The sequence below is a fragment of the Serratia sp. YWN4 genome (assembly GCF_055790845.1).
In genome coordinates this window covers 2,260,052-2,278,846 of the sequence record NZ_CM147696.1, presented here as the reverse complement: position 1 = coordinate 2,278,846, position 18,795 = coordinate 2,260,052, and the positions used below count along the sequence as shown (strand labels likewise).

The 18,795-nt window shown below is 50.1% G+C and carries 13 protein-coding genes and 1 tRNA gene; 2 read left to right on the top strand and 12 right to left on the bottom strand.

The window, feature by feature from the left end:
- Nucleotides 1-27 precede the first annotated feature (27 nt).
- Nucleotides 28-1,782 (top strand): MobH family relaxase, encoded by a 1,755-nt coding sequence (mobH, locus tag ACX9GT_RS10720; RefSeq protein WP_473191046.1) that lies wholly within the window; start codon nt 28-30, stop codon nt 1,780-1,782.
- Between the two features lie 76 nt (nt 1,783-1,858).
- Here the strand turns inward: mobH and dcuC (ACX9GT_RS10715) are convergent, their stop codons facing one another.
- The 12 genes from dcuC (ACX9GT_RS10715) to uvrY all read right to left on the bottom strand — a co-directional run bounded on the left by dcuC (ACX9GT_RS10715) (nt 1,859) and on the right by uvrY (nt 17,076).
- On the bottom strand, nt 1,859-3,328 hold the full coding sequence (dcuC, locus tag ACX9GT_RS10715; protein WP_473191045.1) for a C4-dicarboxylate transporter DcuC: 1,470 nt from the start codon (nt 3,326-3,328) through the stop codon (nt 1,859-1,861).
- A gap of 150 nt (nt 3,329-3,478) precedes the next feature.
- The gene (locus ACX9GT_RS10710; protein WP_473191044.1) at nt 3,479-4,714 is read right to left on the bottom strand and encodes a ribokinase; all 1,236 of its coding nucleotides are present in this window, start codon (nt 4,712-4,714) and stop codon (nt 3,479-3,481) included.
- A 56-nt stretch (nt 4,715-4,770) separates the two neighbouring features.
- Entirely contained in the window at nt 4,771-6,114 is a 1,344-nt protein-coding gene (locus ACX9GT_RS10705) for a class-II fumarase/aspartase family protein (protein WP_473191043.1), read from the bottom strand.
- 353 nt (nt 6,115-6,467) lie between these two features.
- Complete coding sequence (gene dcuC, locus ACX9GT_RS10700) at nt 6,468-7,931, bottom strand: C4-dicarboxylate transporter DcuC (protein WP_473191042.1); 1,464 nt, start codon at nt 7,929-7,931, stop codon at nt 6,468-6,470.
- 33 nt (nt 7,932-7,964) lie between these two features.
- On the bottom strand, nt 7,965-8,738 hold the full coding sequence (locus ACX9GT_RS10695; RefSeq protein ID WP_473191041.1) for a hypothetical protein: 774 nt from the start codon (nt 8,736-8,738) through the stop codon (nt 7,965-7,967).
- On the bottom strand, nt 8,731-9,855 hold the full coding sequence (locus ACX9GT_RS10690; protein ID WP_473191040.1) for a phosphoribosyltransferase domain-containing protein: 1,125 nt from the start codon (nt 9,853-9,855) through the stop codon (nt 8,731-8,733). The genes ACX9GT_RS10695 and ACX9GT_RS10690 overlap by 8 nt, the downstream gene beginning before the upstream one ends.
- A 1,459-nt stretch (nt 9,856-11,314) precedes the next feature.
- Nucleotides 11,315-11,485: a hypothetical protein gene (locus tag ACX9GT_RS10685; RefSeq protein ID WP_473191039.1), complete on the bottom strand. Its 171-nt coding sequence runs from the start codon at nt 11,483-11,485 to the stop codon at nt 11,315-11,317.
- A 266-nt stretch (nt 11,486-11,751) separates the two neighbouring features.
- The gene (locus ACX9GT_RS10680) at nt 11,752-13,542 is read right to left on the bottom strand and encodes a tyrosine-type recombinase/integrase (RefSeq protein WP_473191038.1); all 1,791 of its coding nucleotides are present in this window, start codon (nt 13,540-13,542) and stop codon (nt 11,752-11,754) included.
- A gap of 225 nt (nt 13,543-13,767) precedes the next feature.
- A tRNA-Gly gene (locus ACX9GT_RS10675) sits at nt 13,768-13,843 on the bottom strand.
- 144 nt (nt 13,844-13,987) lie between these two features.
- Nucleotides 13,988-14,536, bottom strand: coding sequence for a CDP-diacylglycerol--glycerol-3-phosphate 3-phosphatidyltransferase (gene pgsA, locus ACX9GT_RS10670; RefSeq protein ID WP_473191037.1), 549 nt, complete (start codon nt 14,534-14,536; stop codon nt 13,988-13,990).
- Nucleotides 14,537-14,594: 58 nt separating this feature from the next.
- Nucleotides 14,595-16,427, bottom strand: coding sequence for an excinuclease ABC subunit UvrC (gene uvrC / locus ACX9GT_RS10665; protein ID WP_473191036.1), 1,833 nt, complete (start codon nt 16,425-16,427; stop codon nt 14,595-14,597).
- Entirely contained in the window at nt 16,420-17,076 is a 657-nt protein-coding gene (gene uvrY, locus ACX9GT_RS10660; protein WP_337263816.1) for a UvrY/SirA/GacA family response regulator transcription factor, read from the bottom strand. The genes uvrC and uvrY overlap by 8 nt, the downstream gene beginning before the upstream one ends.
- A 792-nt stretch (nt 17,077-17,868) precedes the next feature.
- Here uvrY and ACX9GT_RS10655 point away from each other — a divergent pair.
- Nucleotides 17,869-18,093, top strand: a complete 225-nt coding sequence (locus ACX9GT_RS10655; protein ID WP_037396038.1) for a DUF2594 family protein — start codon at nt 17,869-17,871, stop codon at nt 18,091-18,093.
- Nucleotides 18,094-18,795 lie beyond the last annotated feature (702 nt).

The window sequence follows — 18,795 nt, the reverse complement described above, 5'->3', positions numbered from 1 at the left end:
GCATTCTCTCCACAGACAGGCACCACCATGCTTTCATTGTTTCGTCGTCACCAGGCCCCCGCCCCAAATATGACCACACCACTGCCGCGCGATATGCTGGTTCCTCTGCCTGCTGACCGGCTGCTCTCCACGCCCCGGCGGGAGAAACTGCTGGCGCATATCTGGCAGCGCACCGCTGTTTCCCGGCCCCAGTTTGCCGATCTCTATCTGGCCCCTATTGAGCGTTACGCCTCCCTGGTCCAGCAGTTCCCGGCCTCTGAAGCTCACCACCATGCCTACCCCGGGGGAATGCTAGACCACGGGCTGGAAATCATTGCCTATGCGCTGAAATTGCGCCAATCACATCTGTTACCCTCTGGCACCTCGTCGGAGGTACAGGCCGCGCAGTCTGAAGCCTGGTCTGCGGCGGTCGCCTACGCTGCCCTGCTCCACGATATTGGCAAAATTGCCGTGGATCTGGAGGTTGAACAGGAGGATGGTTCAGGCTGGCACCCCTGGCACGGACCGCTGCAACAGCCCTACCGTTTCCGCTATCGTGAGGGCCGTGAATACCGCCTGCACGGCGCGGCAACCGGGCTGCTCTATATGCAGGTGCTGGATAGCCAGATCCTCAACTGGCTGAGTCAGTTTCCTGACTTATGGCCGTCGCTGCTGTATGTACTGGCCGGGCAGTATGAGCATGCTGGAACGCTGGGTGACCTGGTGATCAAGGCAGACCAGGCATCGGTCGCACAGGCGCTGGGCGGTGACCCGGCACGCGCACTGGCAGCGCCCCGCCATGCACTGCAACGCAAGCTGCTGGATGGCCTGCGCTTTTTACTCAGAGCCGAGTTTAAACTGAACCAGCCGCAAGCCTCTGACGGCTGGCTGACGCAAGATGCCTTATGGCTGGTCAGCAAGACGGTTTCCGACAAGTTACGCGCCCATTTGCTGGCGCAGGGGATCAGCGGTATCCCTGAGAGCAATACCGCACTCTTTAACGTGCTGCAGGAGCATGGGATTGCACAGGCGACGCCCGAGGGCAAAGCGATCTGGGCAGCCAGGGTGACGGGCGACAATGGCTGGTCACACCGATTTACCTTCCTTCGACTTGCTCCCGCACTGATCTGGGAGAGTGGGGAACGGCCAGCGGAATTTTTAGGGATCGTGGCGGTTGAACAGGGAGAAAGCGAGCCGGTCAGCCCGGATGCACTCACCCCCGAGTCCCCTGCTCCAGCATCGGTTTCTCATTCTGCTGTTGCAGCCCCTGAAACCTCCAGCGATCCCCTTAATGACCTGCTGGCGCTGTTGCCGTTACCGGATATGCTTGAGGCTGAACCGGTATCCGTTGAATCTGCCCCCCCTGTACCAACGGTATCGATGCCTGCTGTTATCGAGTCGGTTCCTCCCACACCTGACGGGGGTTCGGATGCCCCTTTCATGACATGGCTGCGTGCCAGCATTCTGTCACGCAAGCTGATCGTGAATGATGCCCGTGCGCTGGTTCATACGGTGGACGATACGTTTTATCTGGTAACGCCAGGGTTGTTTCAGCGTTACGCACAGGAACATCTCAGGGTGGGAAGCTGGCAGCAGGCACAGAAAGAATTTGAGCTGTTGCATCAGCATCGCAAGCAGCCCAACGGGCTGAATATCTGGACCTGTCATGTCACCGGGCCAAGAAAATCCCGGCTGCTGTATGGCTATCTGCTGAAAAACCCGGCATGCATCATCGATGAAATACTGCCGAACAACCCGTATCTCAACATCATTATTATCCCTTCCCGAAAAGAAGTTCTGTAGGCAAAACCAGCATAACCGCAGGAGCGTGATGGCCGGGGAACCGCCCCCGGCCATCACTCAATTTCCCCGCGTTGTCTCAACTCACCAGTAGATAATTGAGCGTGAGGGTCAATACATACCCACTGGCAAGCTGCACCGCATTGCGCTTGATGAGGTCATAGGGTTTCAGCCCAACCAGGCCGGATACCGCAATGATAAATCCTGCAATCGGTGAGAACGCCCGGCCAAACCCGGCAGAGTAATACATCGACATCAGCGTCTTGACCACGGATACCCCGCCACTTTGCGCCATTTCTGCCGCCAGTGAGGCGAACGCATTAAATGTCGTGGCACTGCCCAGCACGACCGAACTGATGAAAATAAACAGCGAGAAAAACAGCACGATCAGGAGGTGAGTATGCTCACCCGCAGGCAGCAGGCCGAACAACGTATCAATGAAACCAATTTTAATCAGCCCCTCCGCCAGTACCTGCGCACAAATCAGGATGGAGACAATCGTTACAAATGACTGCCCCATCTGCTCAAACATAAAGCTGATCTTTTGTGCTGCCACTTTCACATCCAGCGAACGGGCAAAATCCACGAAGAACGCGAGGAAAAACGCCATCAGCATCGCTGAAATGATATCAACCTTGAATTTCACCCCTTCCGGGAACATCCCCTGCGCCAGGTCTGAGAACACAAACAGGATCACCAGCGGCATCACCGGGAACAGCGCATAATAAACAGGAACCCCAGCGGTGGGTTTATCATCCTCTGCCAGCATATCCTGCCCCGTGTCTCCCCCAGCCAGCGCGTCTTTGTTGTCCCAGTAGCGTTGCATGATCATGTGCATCACACCGATAAACGGAAAGACAATCACCAGCACCGGAACCTGACTGTTCAGGAATATATCGAATAAATCCCGTTTTGAGAGTTCGGCAATCAGGATAGTACCGACTTCTGCCGGGCCATAGTTGATACAGATACTGGCAATTACGGCTGCCACAGCCCCTTTGCTGCATCCCACAGAGCGCAGAATAGGATAGAGCGTAGACATCAGTAACAGGGACAAACCTGCCGGACTGGTCAAAAACATCGCCAGCAACTGGATCAGGATGAAACAGCACCCCAGCAGGAGATAGCGGGATTTGATGATGCCGAGCGGTTTCACCGAAATCTCCACCAGTTTTTTGGAAGCACCAATTTCATGCATGTAGCGGGAAAAACCTGCAATCACCATGATGGTCAGCCCCAGACTGGTCAGACTGTTACTGAACACCGTCCGGATACTGGAAAACACATCCGTAAACCGTGACCCCGTGCTGACTTTGACCAGCTCCGTTTCTGGAAACAGGAACGCGGCCAGCATCAGCAACACCGTTCCCCCAACCAGCACCAGCGCCTGCGGATAAATCTCGGCAATAATTCCTTTGGCAATTAGCGCCACCACCATCACAGAGACGGACAAAATAAACGCATTCGTCCCCATCGTCATATAAATGGCAATCAGCACCAGCGGAATACTCAATGTCCAGATGAGTATTTTTTTATAATTAATAGGCATAACTCCTCCATTCAATCTCGTATTGAATTTGAGTCATTCAGAAATAGGGTACGCAGGGGGGAAAGAATAAATTCCCGCTTCCTGCCTCAGAGGTATCGTTTAATGACGTTCAATCAAGACCGCCAGGGGTGTGAACACTCACCCGGTTATTTATGCTTCCTGTGGTTTCCCGATATACCTCGTCACGGTCTGGGTATAAGCCGTCTGTTTGATACGACGCAGCACGCTGTCATCCTCCGGCATTTCAGACGCATTGCTGGTTTCTACCGCCAGAGAAGCAAAGGCCGATGCATAGCACAGGGCATACTTAAGGGATTCTCCTTTTGCCAGTGAAGCCGCCAGAGAGCCGCTGAAAGCATCCCCTGCACCCGCCGTGTTTTTGACAACGGCGGGAAATGATGGGGAATGAATAAATTCCCTGCCGTCAAACGCCATCGAACCCTGCTCACCCAGCGTAATGATGACCTTGCCGACCCCTTTTTGATAAATCGCCAGGGCCGCCGCCTGTGCTGAGGCAATATCCGTGATATCAATCCCTGAAATCAAACTCGCCTCTGTCTGGTTCGGCGTCAGATAATCAATCTGCGGGATAAGCTCTCCAACAATATCGCTGTACGGTGCCGGGTTGAGCATGACAGGAATATTATTCCGTTTCCCTATGGCAATGATTTCATTCAAGGCTTCACTGTTCGTCTCCAGCTGCAACAGGATAATGTCAGCGTCTCTGATTTTATCCTCCTGCATCCTGACTTCCTGTGCCGATATATGCATATTGGCCCCAGGATAAATGGCAATAATATTTTCACCATTTTCATCCGCAACGAATATTGAGGCCGTTCCTGTCCGGTGCTGGTCCGTCTGATAAATTGTGGAGGTTTTTATCCTTGAGGTCGAAATAAAATCCATGGCGTAACCGCTGAACTGGTCAGAGCCCACTTTGGTAATAAAATGGACCTGTGTTCCCGCAAAGCTCGCCGCCTGTGCCTGATTATTCCCTTTCCCCCCGGCAGAAAACAAAAACCGGTTGGCAAGCAGGGACTCCCCAGGCAAGGGGAGCCGGGGCACATAGCTGATCATATCCACATTGAATGACCCCAGAATGCATACTTTATGACTCATTAATTCGTTTTCCCTATCATGGTCAAAACGCCAGGTGTCGTAGGTCAGGCACTTGATGATTTCTTCCTGCGCAATGTCCCCCAGATCCGCCACATCCATCATCGCGCCACCGTGGCAGCGCCTGATGATGTTTTTGGCCGACAGTTCATTCAGGTCGGCACGAATGGTTTCCGGGGTCACATCCAGCCGGTCAGCCAGCCAGACAACCTTGGCAAAACCCTGCTTTTTAATCAGCCAGATAATTTTTTGATGACGTTCGGTTTTCATGTGTACAACCTCCATCAGTGGATGGCGGCGCAGTTGATATCAACGCATCGACTTTTTCAGCGTCCGAGTTCAAGCGCAACGCAGTCTGCCGCTTCGCCCAGATAACTTTCCGGAACCAGTAGCGCCTGTACATCGAGCCCCTCGGGCAGTGCCTGTTCCCCCAGCGCTTCCCTAATCGCCTCTTCAAACGTGATCCCCTTTGAGACACAGGCCAGCGTGGCGTTGTAAATCGTGTGATGTGCTGCCGGTCTGCCGATGTACCGGGCCAGCGCCAGCATCACGGATTCCGACAGAATCAATCCCCCCGTAATCGCCAGGTTCTTCTTCATGTTCTCTTCGCTTACCCTCAGATCCGCAATCAGCGTGGCCATGTTTTCGACGATGGATACGGCAAAGATGCTGACTTCCGGCAGCAGGACGTCCATCACGTTTTCCTGTGTGGCATCCCCTTCATTCATCCGCACCATCGACATCGCCGCCAGACTCATTCTGGCGCGCAGCATCTGGGCAATCCCCACGATATTCATTGCTCTTTGCGGATTACGCTTTTGTGGCATGGTGGAACTGCCGATCTTCCCAATGTAAAAACCTTCCTCGGCCTCCGCCAGTTCGGTTCTTTGCAGGAAAATGATTTCCCGGGCAATTTTTTCGAATGTTGCCCCCATCAGCCCCAGCGTCGTGATGTACGCTGACAGTGAATCACAGGCGGTTCGCACAGGCACTTCGGGGGAAATGAGATCCAGCGCCTGTGCCATCTTCACCTGTACCGCCCGGCCCTTGCCCTCCATTGAGGCGAACGTCCCGACCGCGCCCCCCATACTGACGATAAACGCCTCCTGAGCGGCTTGCTTCAAGCGGTCACGGTGCCGACGCACTTCCGAATGCCACCCGGCCACTTTAAAACCGAAGGTGATGGGCAGCGCCTGCTGACCATGTGTGCGCCCGGCCTGCGGGATATTCTGGGTTTTGTCAGCCAGTATCGCCAGCCGACCTAACACGTCATCCAGCCCTTTCATCATCAATGTATGGGATTTTCTGAGTTGCAGGACGGCACCGGCATCAATGATGTTCTGCGTGGTGGCCCCCCAGTGGATATATGCCCCGGCCTCCGGGCCACAAATCTCTTCGTACTGACGCAGAAACGGCACCAGCGGATGCATGGTCTCCTTGATACCCTGCGAGATTCTGTCCAGATCAAACAACCCGGCATCGGCTTTTTGTGCAATCACCCGTGCGGCATCTGCCGGGATCATGCCCAGTTCGGCCTGAGCGCAGGCCAGCGCCGATTCAATATCCAGCCAGCCCTGCAGCGTATTAAAATCCGACCAGATTGTTTTGGCTTCACCGCTGAACCAGTGGCAGGTGAGAAACGTGTTAAACATACCGACATTTGCGTTCATAACAGGCTCCTAATTGTCATTTTTTATCAGGGAGGTCACGGATGGTTTATTTCCAATCCGCCTGTGTACAAACGTAATAGAGTTATTACCACAATAGCGTGACAGCAATCATGGTTCACGGCTGCAAAACAAAGAAAATCAAAAAAGGCCTACAATTAATTCATTAAATTTTATTTATATAACCTTCCACAGATATTACATAAAAATATTTCCGAACGAAAAACCCTTTTAAACAGATAAAAAGATCGTGCTCATGATGATTTTCAATAATAAATAGTACACAGACTATTTTAATTACCTGCATCCGTTACCGCTTCATTTTAATAGTGTATTTTAGACACGAAGCAACCCGATTAGCGCACCAGCAAGGTGTTGAGTATCAGGGTGAGCAGATAGCCTGCCACAAGCTGTATCGCGTTACGTTTGATGAGTTCGGCAGGCTTCATGCCAACGACGCGGGACACAATGATGACAAACCCGGCGATGGGGGAAAAGGCCCGGCCAAAGCCTGCCGAGTAGTACATGGAGAGCAGGGTTCGGACAGAGGATGCCCCGCTGTTTCTGACCATCTCTGCGGCCAGAGGGGCAAATGCATTGAATGTTGTCGAACTGCCCAGGATCGCTGCGCTGACAAAAATAAACAGGGAGAAGAACACGACCATCAAAACCTGTGTGTGCTCACTCGCCGGTAAATAGCTGAACAGTATTTCAATAAAGCCAATTTTAAGCAGCCCCTCCGCCAGAACCTGTGCGCAGATCAGAACAGAGACAATGGATATAAATGATTTCCCCATTTGTTCAAAGAATACATTCACTTTCTGCACTGAATCTTTGATATTCAGGGAGCGAACACTGTCGATAAAAAAAGCCATGAAAAAAGAGGCCAGCATGGCGGAAATAATATCGACATGAAATGTTGGGGTGCTTGAGAAAAAACCTTGTGCGATGTCTGAGAAAATAAACAGGATCAATAACGGCATGACAGGCAGCACGGCGTAATAACGGGGCACACAGGGCGCTGGCGCATCATTTACCAGGTCATAGGTGTCGTCTGCTGCAGCCGGTTGTTCCCGTCTGTCCCAATAGCGCTGCATGACCATATGCAACACACCGATAGCGGGAAAGACAATCGCCAGTACAGGCACCTGCTGATGCAAAAAGAGATCGATCAGATCATGCCCCGACAGTTCGGCTATCAGGATGGTGCCCACCTCTGCCGGACCATAATTGATGCAGATACTGGCAATCACGGCGGCAACCGCCCCTTTGCTGCACCCCACAGAACGCAACACCGGGTACAACGTGTAAATCAGCAACAGGGACAGGCCGGAAGGACTGGGGATGAAAAGCGCCAGCAACTGGATCAGAATAAAACAGCACCCCAGCAGAACATATCCGGACTTTACCCCCCCGAGAGGTTTGACCGAGAGCTTGACCAGTTGTTGAGACGCACCAATCTCCAGCATGTAACGGGCAAACCCGTCAATCACCATAATGGTGAGCCCCAGACTCATGAGATTGTTGCTGAAAACCTTGCTGACGCTGGCAAAAACATCCATAAACCTGGAGCCGGTACTGGATTCAACAAGGGGCGTCTGCGGAAAAAAACAGGCAGTGAGGGACAGCAGAATCACACCACCGGACAGTATCAGTGCCTGGGGATACAGGTCGGCAAGGATCCCCTTGGCCACCAACCCAATGACCACCACTGAAACCGACAAAACAAAGGCATTCATCCCAAAACAGACGTAGATGGCAAACAGGGCCAGCGGGAGTCCCACGGCCCATGCCGATATTTTTCGCATCCTTGAAAACATCTGTTTTCCTGGTTTCAGTCCTCTGACAGGGTGTTATCTGGATCCTACGGTATCCTCTATCCATCCCGCCAACTGACTATGCGCAGGATAACCAAACCATGAACAGTACCTTAAAAAGCTACAGTCACTGATACTGTCTGCAAATCCCAATACGGGGTACTGACCGGATTGTTCCTTGAGCATTTCCAGCAGATAATTGACAGCCGACCCTTTACCCACGCAGTTCGGTATCCAGTGCAGGTTATTTTCATTGTGGTGAGTGTAAAATCTTCCTATATCAAATTCTGCATACATGTCCCCTATCAGGACTTCTGCCATTTCGAATGAAAGCCCTTCCCGGCTTTTCAGAGAAAGATAAATCGGCAGCTTATTGTCATATTCCTTGTGCAGTGTTATTGCCATATCTGGATTGCCAGACAGGCTTTCTGTCAGAAAATACGCCATAGCTTTCAGTTCTGCTGAATAACCCCTTTCCAACCTGTCCATCATCTTATTCCGCCATACAGGATCCACTTCACCAGAGGGGGTAATAATGACACCCCCATGTGAAGCGATCCTCCATGACTGAAATCCCAGCTCGACAAGACTTAACTCTGCTGTGCTGCGTGCAGTAACAGGAATTAAATGGGTTGATGACAATAACCATTCAAAAAAATGGTATTGCTCCTGCGTCATGAAGCTACGCGGCATACCCTCCTGGCTAACGGCTGCAACACAAAATGGATCGGACAATCCATGCTTTTCCATTTTTTCCTGCGTCTGAAAAAGCGTGTCATCCAGATCCACAAAGCAGAGGGGTTTATTCATAATAAAGACACTCAACGGTAGGAGATACAGTTTTGAGCCTGTCAAACAGACGGGGAGAAATTGAACCCTGGGGGGTTTCAGCACCTATAATGATACGATCATAATGCTGGTGACCGATGTTATAAAGGTAATTGGGAATACCCTGTCCATAATTGTCCTCAAATGAAAACACCGAACTGACGGCAAACCCTTGAGCCAGAGGGCTGCGCGTAGTCGCACAGAATTGTACATTCGCCCCTGCTGCTTCCAGACGTTCCGCCAGCAGAAAGGGAGGCCACACAAACTCTTCCGTGCCGATGACCAGAATGTGCTCGTTGGGTTTTACCTCAACATGCCTGCCAATCTCACAATGGCATTCCATCATGCCCAACCGGCCCCAGTCCTGGCGGGGTGACAGATTAAATTTCCCCGCCGTCGATACATTGACGTCAGGCATTGTGACCGGTGGCGCGTCCCATTTTTCCTGCCAGTGCCACCGGCCAGAAAGCAGGGAGAGCGACAGAAAATCCACCTTGATACGATTGGCCAGGGCACCATCACTCCAGTCCGACAGATTGATGGCAATCACCTGGTTAAATTTCGTGGCACGGGTGTTTTCCAGTGCAGCAAACAGATTCAAAAATGTATTCCCGGTCGTTGTTTCATCGTCAATCACGACCAGTGTCCGCGCGTTATCCACCCGTGCCTGCATCTGCGGCTCGCGTGGATAAAACAGCAAATGGTCTGTCGCATGACTATGAGTTTCTTTAAAACTGCACAACATTTTTTCGTTGACCGGATGGCGTGTCGTCAGCAGCAGGACACTGTCAGGGTGTTTTTTACGGGCCTCCTGATAGATCCCACACGCGAGAGCAACAGCGGTCTCCGCCATACCCACAAACAGGATGGGACCCGCTATATCAGAAGGAAGCTGCGATACCAGTTCCTGAAAAGCTTTGCGTGTCTTATGGGGGGCAACAGGTATATGGTGACCCAGTATTTTGCTGATAAAGAGAAACGCCCGTTTAGGGTTTTCTCTCTGGGCAATATCAAAAATATCATCAGCGCTGAATGATGATTGATTGATCGAAATCGTTAGTTTTCCAGCAGGCATTTCCTTTTCATAGGTCGTCATCACATTATCTCCAATTCACCTAATCAGTCTAAATTGTAAGATTGCTCACCCCTCTTAATAAGAGCGAGAGCAAAGCGATATCCCCTTGTTAATAAGCCTACTTTTTTACAACAGATTGCCTCACGTTTTTTTGGAAAAAAACACCCCTGCCTGATAGAGACATATCATTTTAAAAACTGATTTTTCGGACAGCATGAGCATTTACCACACTCATTTATCTGGAGGCAAAATAGCGACTTGCTGTTTATACAGGATATGTAAAGTGACTTATAACTAATGCAATAGATTAGTTATCTCGCTGGCTTATTCCCTTTCCGTGAGTGGGCATGAAATTTAAATATACAATATAAATTTAAAAAACCACTATAGAATTTATTAATAATATTACCAACTATTCAATAACGGATATCAATAAAGTAATACATTAAATAATCAAGAGAGTGGAAAGGGACAGAGACAGGATACGGTTTTACCGTTCCTGGATTGGAAGACGGATATACGCAGCATTATTCACAACGTCATCCGTTCTAATTGGGTAAATGCGCTGTCGAGAGCGGAGTTTGCGGTTTAATGCCTCAAGCGGTACACAAAACGGCTCTGAATATTTTTACAGCCGGTGCAGGCGCATTGCAGAATAGACCTTAAACAGACTTAATAACCGGATTGCGTGTTACCCATGCCCAGGCAATACACTTCTCAAAGTCATACAGCCAGCGTGACACCCCCTTCACCATGAGAATGGAAGGATAAGGCAGCACACCACACCACGGCATTTCCTCCGGCATCTTTTTTGCGCGCAGCGTTTTCCCTGCTGATGAAGAAAGCAGCTCCCACAGCGGCCTGGCGTGTTTATCATCCTGGGCTACCCCATCGTGCTCAGGGGAATGCTTTTCCCCACTTGTGGCTGCGGACCGTAGAGGGTGACAACAAGGGCTCCATCAATACTTCTGCACTCGGCCTGACATCCCCCGGCACCGGGTATCTCTACTGGCCTGCCAACCCGCAAGGCATCATCAAGCCAGGGAACCAGTGTCTTCAGAGTCTGATCTATTACATCATCGCGCTGGCTACGGGTTCCGTTTCCGGTCGTCAGAGTAATGAAGTCAATGTGCATGTCCCACCTGTAAGCTGTCTAGCCAGTCTTGTACGTCGCCGTCAATTTCACTGTTCAGGGTTGCCACTGCAAAATATGTTGCAGCACCTCTCTACGATTGAGGAGGCTTTAACGTAATTAAGAGGGCATTTTCCCGAAGGCCATAATGTACCACGGTATCCTGCCTCCACTTGCTATCGGCATGGGGATAGCCCCCGCGAACCAGGCTTTTTACACCATCGTTTGTCATCAGATAGGGTGCAACAGATTCTTCGCTTATTTGATCATCGCTTGAATAGGGTCATCAGGAACAAAGGACAGGGGAATGCTTCTCCCCCATCCTGACCCGTGCAAAGCGTCACCGCCTGCCTAGTCGTTCGAGACCATCACCATCAATGCCGAGAGTTTTTCCACAAGAATGAACAGCAGAGACTCCCTGACCTGCGCCTGTTCGATGCGCACCATGCTGTAGGCCAGTGCAAAACACTGTTCTGCCAGCTCATCAAGTTCCAGAGGCGTATTGTCAATCAGTCTGTGCATAAGGTATCCCCTCCCCTAAAAAACCATCGTGTGGCAGGAGAAATGGGACTTTCTGTGTCTGGAAATGTTATTTCCACCCAGGATTGGGTATGCTGATGGGTAGCCATGGCGTTAGCTCCAATAACGTTGTGGTCAGAGGCCCGGTAGTGTGTCCAGCACTATCGGGTCTCGCGCTTCAAGCATGCTGCTTTTGCCGCTTGCCGGATAACTCTAAGCCAAGTTTTTGGCGGTGACAAGCGGCTGGGTGTACATTTTTCACACAACTCTCAACCATTGCTGACTGATCTGCATGGCATATCGTTGTCGCGTAAAAGCGCACAGACAGCATCAACAATCTGTTGCCGGTTACGCAAGGTCACAATGTCAATCGCTCTTTTTCCTCCGGTTCCTTGTGGTTCTGTCAGTACGTGGTAGATCTGCCAGGGGTCAATGTCATTGGCCTGCTCCAGCACAGCCCGAACCAGTGACTGTCTGACCGGATCAAGCTGCCAATCCGGCAGGCGCTGACCCCGATTACCCATGCTGATGGCCAGCAGCCTTCCTGCCTTGATATCCCGATTAATCTGGTCACGCGATTTACCCACCAATTTGGCAAAGGTCGGCAGCGGCAGGTTATGCGGTGCTTCATAGGCGGCGAGCCGTTCGGCATACTCCCGCTGAATGTCGGTCACCATCGGTTGCGGGCGCTCTTTGTTACGGGTGATCACCGTCAATACGCTTTGCACCGGTGGCAAAGGGGTTGGTTTCTGTTGTTCTAGTTCGACCACAGGGACAGATGCTAACACGACTGGATCAAAGGGAACGCTCCGTAATGCCTGCACTGGCGATGCATCCTGAAAACCGTGCTCCGCCCACTGGTCCAGACGGTCAGCCCAGCTTTGCATCATTTCCCGCCGCTGTTCGATATATTCCGCGTGATTGTAGGCAGCGCTCACCTTGTCTTTATCACTGTGAGACAGTTGTGCTTCTATCCAGGGTTTGGGGTAGTTCAGTTCATTCAGCGCGGTAGATATTGTTCCCCGGATGCCGTGCCCGGTCAGGTGATCAACATACCCCATGCGGCGCAATGCGCCGTTAAGGGTATTCTCGCTGATGGTTTTATTCAGGTCGCTACGATGCGTCAGCAGGTAACGCTGGGCGGGATGCATTTCGCCAAAGAGGTATTTGACGATTTCCATCGCCTGCCGGGAAAGCGGGACAATATAAGGAGCGATGTTCTCGTCCGTGAGTTGCTGAAGCTGTTTGACGTTCTCCGGGGGGACAAACCAGAGCCGCTGTTCCAGATCAAACTGATCGGGTGTGGCATGGCGTAATTCACCGGTTCTTACGCCAGTGAGTAACAGCAGGGTCAGACCGAGTTTGGTCTGGGTAGCGCCACCATAGGCATGCAGTGCCTTGATCAGATCCGGCAATTCCTGCATCCGCAGCCAGGGATTATGTTTGACGGGTTTCTTGGGGACGGCAACGATATCAAGGTCGGTCGCCGGATTCACCAGCAATCCGGTTTCTATCATTGCATAGCGAAAAAGCTGGTTCAGCCAGGTGCGACATTTTTCTGCGGTGGTCAGTGCGCCTCGGCGCTCTATTTTACGCAGCACGTCCAGAATATCGGCACGGGTAATGTCGAAGATGGACAGTGTGCCAAGCCAGGGCAGGATATCTTTATTGAAGATGCGCTCAATCTGGGACAGCGTACTTTGCCGCCCTTTTTTGAGTGTCAGGGCACGAAAGGCGCTCCAGTTCAAATAAACACTGTTAAAGGTGTGCGTGGCTTTTTCATTACTTGACTGGCGATCTTTCCGGCGCTGGATACGCGGGTCGATCCCTTTGGCAACCAGTGCGCGAGCATCATCACGACGCTGACGGGCTTCTTTGAGACTGATTTCAGGATAGGTGCCGAGTGAAATACGGCGCTGAACACCCAGCCATGAAAACCGGAAATGCCAGTTTTTGTAGCCTTTGGGGTCTATATGCAGCGACAAGCCATCGATGTCGCTTAGGGTGTAAGTTTTTTCTTTGAGTTTCGCATTGCGAATGGCGGTATCGGTCAAAGCCATCGTATATCTCCCATCGTTGGTGATGGTGGAGGTATACGTTTCTTGCCCAGATTGTCCCAGCATAAAACCGCACTACCTGCGCTCCGCTTTTTTTGTACTAAAATATGTACTAAAAAATCTTAGCTGAGGCTGGATTTCATTGGAACTCATTAACACATTCCACAGTGCGTTTATCAGCACAATCAACAGGTTATGGTGCCTGATGGTTCACTCTGGAAGAAAATCTGGAGCGGGAAACGAGACTCGAACTCGCGACCCCGACCTTGGCAAGGTCGTGCTCTACCAACTGAGCTATTCCCGCATTAATCAGAACCTGCTGATTTTTTTCAATCTTTCGGCAAAGGACTACTGCCGTTCAATGCGTTGCATTCTACTTACCTGGCATAATGAGTCAATAAGATTGTTAGCACACTACGTTCGTTTGCCGTTTTTTACAGCGCATTAATCATGGTTCCTGTAGATCCCTGCGGGCAGCATTCAAATATTGGAACATCGACCAGAAAGTCAGTACCGCAGCAATGTAGAGCAGCGCAAACGCCACGTACTCAACCGTGCGGTCAGGGCGCCACAGCAAGCCTACCAAAGACATCATCTGCGCCGTCGTTTTTACTTTGCCAATCCACGAAACCGCGACACTGCTACGCTTGCCAATCTCCGCCATCCATTCACGCAAAGACGAGATAATAATCTCACGGGCGATCATCGTTGCCGCAGGCAAGGTGATCCACCACGTGTGGTAATACTCGGCCACCAGCACCAGCGCTATCGCAACCATCACTTTATCCGCAACCGGGTCGAGAAAAGCACCAAAGCGGGTTGTCTGCTTCCAGCGGCGTGCCAAAAAGCCGTCAAACCAATCGGTTACAGCAGCAAACACAAAGATGACGGCGCATACCACCGGAGCCCAAGTGAACGGCAGATAAAATGCCACAACGAAAAATGGGATCAGAACTACGCGGAACAGGGTAATCCAAGTCGGTATATTCAGTTGCATAATGCTACGGTAACTATCTGGCTGGAGTGGAAATTAAGAGTATGTTGCTACATTGCCTTCAGTGTTTCAATGCATTGTAGATCTTTTCTGCCAATGCTTGTGAAATACCCGGCACTTTTGCAATTTCCTCCACGCTGGCATTCAATAATGGTTGAAGTCCACCCATATACTTCAACAGCACCTGACGCCGTTTTGGCCCAACGCCTTCAATCAATTCCAAGGCACTGGTGTTTTTGACTTTTGCCCGCTTTTGACGATGGCCAGTGATCGCATGATTATGCGAATCATCGCGGATATGTTGGATCACATGCAATGCCGGTGAATCTGGCGGCAGCGAAATCCCCTCGCCTTCAGGCACAAAGAATAACGTCTCCAGCCCGGCTTTACGATCGCTGCCTTTGGCGATACCAATCAGCAACGGTTTGTTTTTGTCCCAGGTGACATTCAGCGAATTGAATACCTCAATCGCCATACCCAGTTGCCCCTTGCCGCCATCAATGAAGATCACATCAGGGATTTTTTTCTCTTCCAACGCCTTACCATAGCGACGTTTCAGCACTTGAGTCATCGCCGCATAGTCATCACCCGGAGTGATCCCCGTAATGTTGTAACGGCGATACTCAGAACGCAACGGACCATTACCATCGAACACCACGCAGGATGCAACCGTCTGCTCCCCCATGGTGTGGCTGATATCAAAACACTCCATCCGGTTAATCTCGGAAAGATTGAGCATTTTTGCCAGTTCTGCCAAGCGTTGATGAATCGTCGACTGCTGGGAAAGCTTGGTGGCCAATGCCACTGATGCGTTGGTGCGCGCCAGCTTGAGATAACGGGCACGATCGCCACGCGGCTTGCTCTGAATCTGAATTTTGCGCCCCGCCAGTTCACTTAATGATTCAGCTAATAGATCTTTTTCCGGCAGGCTGAAGTCCAACAGGATTTCGGCCGGTAAAGTTCGCGCCTGGCTGCCCTGCAAGTAGAACTGCCCCACAAAAGTCTGCACCACTTCACTCATATCCGTACCACCCGGCACTTTCGGGAAGTAGCTACGGCTGCCAAGCACTTTGCCTTGACGTATAAACAGCACATGTAAACAGGCCATTCCTGCATCAAATGCTACGCCAATCACATCCATATCGTCGCTATTGCCCGAAACAAACTGCTTTTCGGTGACCCGACGCACCGCCTGGATCTGATCGCGGATACGCGCCGCCTCTTCAAAGTTGAGCGCCTGGCTGGCACTTTCCATTCGCTCGATTAGCTGATGCAACACCTGCTGATCTTTACCGGACAAAAACAGGCGTACGTAATCCACCTGCTGGCGATATTCTTCTTCGCCCACCAAGCCTGCAACGCATGGTCCCAGGCAGCGACCAATCTGATACTGCAAGCATGGGCGGGAGCGATTACGATAGACACTGTTTTCACACTGGCGAATCGGGAACAACTTTTGCAGCAATGCCAACGTTTCACGCACGGCATAGGAGTTAGGGAATGGGCCAAAGTATTCCCCCTTGGCATGTTTGGCACCACGATGCACGGTCAGCCGCGGGTGCACATCAGCACTGAGGAATATCAGCGGATAAGATTTATCATCACGTAAAAGAACATTATATCGTGGCTGGTATAATTTAATGTAATTATGTTCCAGCAATAGCGCTTCCGTTTCCGTATGTGTCACAGTAACGTCTATCTGCACGATATTTTTGACTAGCGTCTCTGTTTTACGGCTGCTGACTTGAGCCCGGAAATAACTGGCGAGACGTTTTTTCAGATCTTTGGCTTTACCAACATAGATCACCGTACCCGCCGCGTCATACATACGGTAGACGCCTGGTTGGCTGGTTACGGTTTTAAGGAATGCCTGCGCATCGAAACGGTCAATCACTGCTTAACAACGTCTCCGCATTGAACAACCCATGTCGTATCGCCAGATGGGTCAATTCAACATCACCACTGATATTCAGTTTACTGAACATACGGTAGCGATAGCTGTTCACCGTTTTGGGGCTGAGATTCAATTGCTCAGAGATCTCATTCACTTTTTTCCCTTTGGTGATCATCAACATAATTTGCAGCTCACGTTCAGAAAGTGTGCTAAACGGATTTTCCGCCTGTGGTTCCAATTGGCTTAATGCCATTTGTTGCGCAATATCGGAAGCAATATAACGCTGGCCAGCATGCACCGAACGAATAGCGTTTACCACCTCCTGTGGTGCAGCCCCCTTGCTCAAGTAACCAGCAGCACCAGCCTGCATCACCTTGGCAGGTAACGGATTCTCAGTATGAATAGTCAGCATGATGACCTTGATATCGGGCGCATAACGAACGATTTTGCGGGTGGCTTCCAGCCCCCCTATACCCGGCATATTCATATCCATCAAAACGATATCAGCAGAGTTGCTTCGGCACCATTTAACGGCATCTTCACCGCATTGCGCTTCACCAACAACTTTTATGCCTTTGATATCTTCTAGAATGCGTCGTATCCCTGCGCGCACCAGTTCGTGGTCATCAACAAGAAGAACGCTAATCAAGGAAAATTCTCCAAAATAGGGGAGTAACGCAATCAATCAGCCTCTGACATCTAAACAGATATTACTTGGTTTTCAGCAAAGAATGAATACAGATTAATACTTACTCACGATTAACTCTGCGGAACAGGCCAAACTTTTCAAACTTTAGTCCACTGCGGCACCATTAATCTGCTTGAACACGGATAAAAATCCATCATGTCAATTAGCAGCAGCCCAGAGCACATCTTCTCTATGATACGCCATTTTACACGCTTTGGCGGCAAATTTATTGTAAGTTATCGCTACTCATAATAATATCGATGCTAGCAACCATCACTCATAACCATATGAATTACAAAAAAATAACAAACAATCGCCATTTTCAGTCACGCAGAAATCTCTGTGACAAAAGCATTATTCAGAATACAAAGCCACCACCAACGTCGAAACCGAGCCATTCTCAATTAAAATAACCGATCGTACTTTTCATTGTATACAAGCCAATTACTTGTTCATCCTTGTGAAATACACCAACGATATACTTTAGGTTGGTAACTGTGACCAAGACATATCTATTCGTTAACGTAGAGTCAGCAGAGCCAGCAATTACAACACGTACCTCACAAAATGACCATGCTTTCTCATCACCAAACGGCGCTGAGCCGCCCAGTCACTAGACGCAGGTATCCCTTGCTATGCTATACTCCGCGCCCACATAAATGCACTGCGGTCCACCATAGTGAATCGGCAACCGGAAAAGGTACATTAACCTGCATTTAGCGTCAGGCTTCGGCCTTAAACTCAGGAGAAAAAATGAGCAACGTTGATTTCACTACATCTGCAAATCCGGAAGCACTGGCAACAGAAGTCGCCTGCCTTAAAGCCACTCTGACACTGATCCTGAAAGCCATTGGCCAGGCAGATGCGGGTAAAGTCATCATCAACCTGGAACGTTTTGCCGCTCAGATTGATGATCCTGCCCAAGCTGAGATTTTCAAAAACAGCATTCTGCAAATTAAACACGCGTATCGCCAGTAATCCCGATCATTATCAGGCTGCCTTTATGCGGGCCTGACCTTCGTTTTCACCACCTCTATCAATATTTTTTACCGTTTCAGGTAACGTGCCTACTCTTAGCTTAGATGGAGGTGATTGGCCTCTTTGTGAAAGGGTGCTCAAGCTGTCGTTCTGAGAAGTATTCGGTCTAAGCGCTGGAGATCGGTAACGTGATGGAAATATTAGAAAGAACAATAGGACTACTCTTAATTAATCAAAAAATATTTAATGGGATTATTATTATCTTCTTATTTTACCGTATCTTTAATAATTTCAAACTGAAACGATCCCCCATTCTCTAGAAATCTTATAGGCCCGCAGTCAGTAACAGCCCGATACTGCAAGTATCATAAATTAAGTATTTTCACCTTGGAAATAAATTCATTAAATCAATTATTTTTTAAAAAAAATACATTTCCTTTATGAAAGGAACGTAAGTTAAGAAAATACATGCATGCAGAAAAGATTGTTTTTTAGACAAAATGATTCGTATCGGTGTTCACGCGGGGTCTAGCAAGGACAACATGCGTAACCTATTCATCATCACCATGCGGCATGCCAGTTTTTGGTCGGTGTTTATCCCCTTCAGCTTTTTTATGTTGGGCTTTTTGTAATGCTTGCCCAATCAACCTCAACAACAGGGGCATTAACAACAGACACAGACCTAACGTAATCAGAGCCTTT

What these genes read in the sequence shown, in the direction of transcription:
- mobH (WP_473191046.1), top strand. Translation starts at nt 28, where the DNA reads ATGCTTTCATTGTTTCGTCGTCACCAGGCCCCCGCCCCAAATATGACC.
- dcuC (WP_473191045.1), bottom strand. Translation starts at nt 3,328, where the DNA reads ATGCCTATTAATTATAAAAAAATACTCATCTGGACATTGAGTATTCCG.
- ACX9GT_RS10710 (WP_473191044.1), bottom strand. Translation starts at nt 4,714, where the DNA reads ATGAAAACCGAACGTCATCAAAAAATTATCTGGCTGATTAAAAAGCAG.
- ACX9GT_RS10705 (WP_473191043.1), bottom strand. Translation starts at nt 6,114, where the DNA reads ATGAACGCAAATGTCGGTATGTTTAACACGTTTCTCACCTGCCACTGG.
- dcuC (WP_473191042.1), bottom strand. Translation starts at nt 7,931, where the DNA reads ATGTTTTCAAGGATGCGAAAAATATCGGCATGGGCCGTGGGACTCCCG.
- ACX9GT_RS10695 (WP_473191041.1), bottom strand. Translation starts at nt 8,738, where the DNA reads ATGAATAAACCCCTCTGCTTTGTGGATCTGGATGACACGCTTTTTCAG.
- ACX9GT_RS10685 (WP_473191039.1), bottom strand. Translation starts at nt 11,485, where the DNA reads ATGCACAGACTGATTGACAATACGCCTCTGGAACTTGATGAGCTGGCA.
- ACX9GT_RS10680 (WP_473191038.1), bottom strand. Translation starts at nt 13,542, where the DNA reads ATGGCTTTGACCGATACCGCCATTCGCAATGCGAAACTCAAAGAAAAA.
- pgsA (WP_473191037.1), bottom strand. Translation starts at nt 14,536, where the DNA reads ATGCAACTGAATATACCGACTTGGATTACCCTGTTCCGCGTAGTTCTG.
- ACX9GT_RS10655 (WP_037396038.1), top strand. Translation starts at nt 17,869, where the DNA reads ATGAGCAACGTTGATTTCACTACATCTGCAAATCCGGAAGCACTGGCA.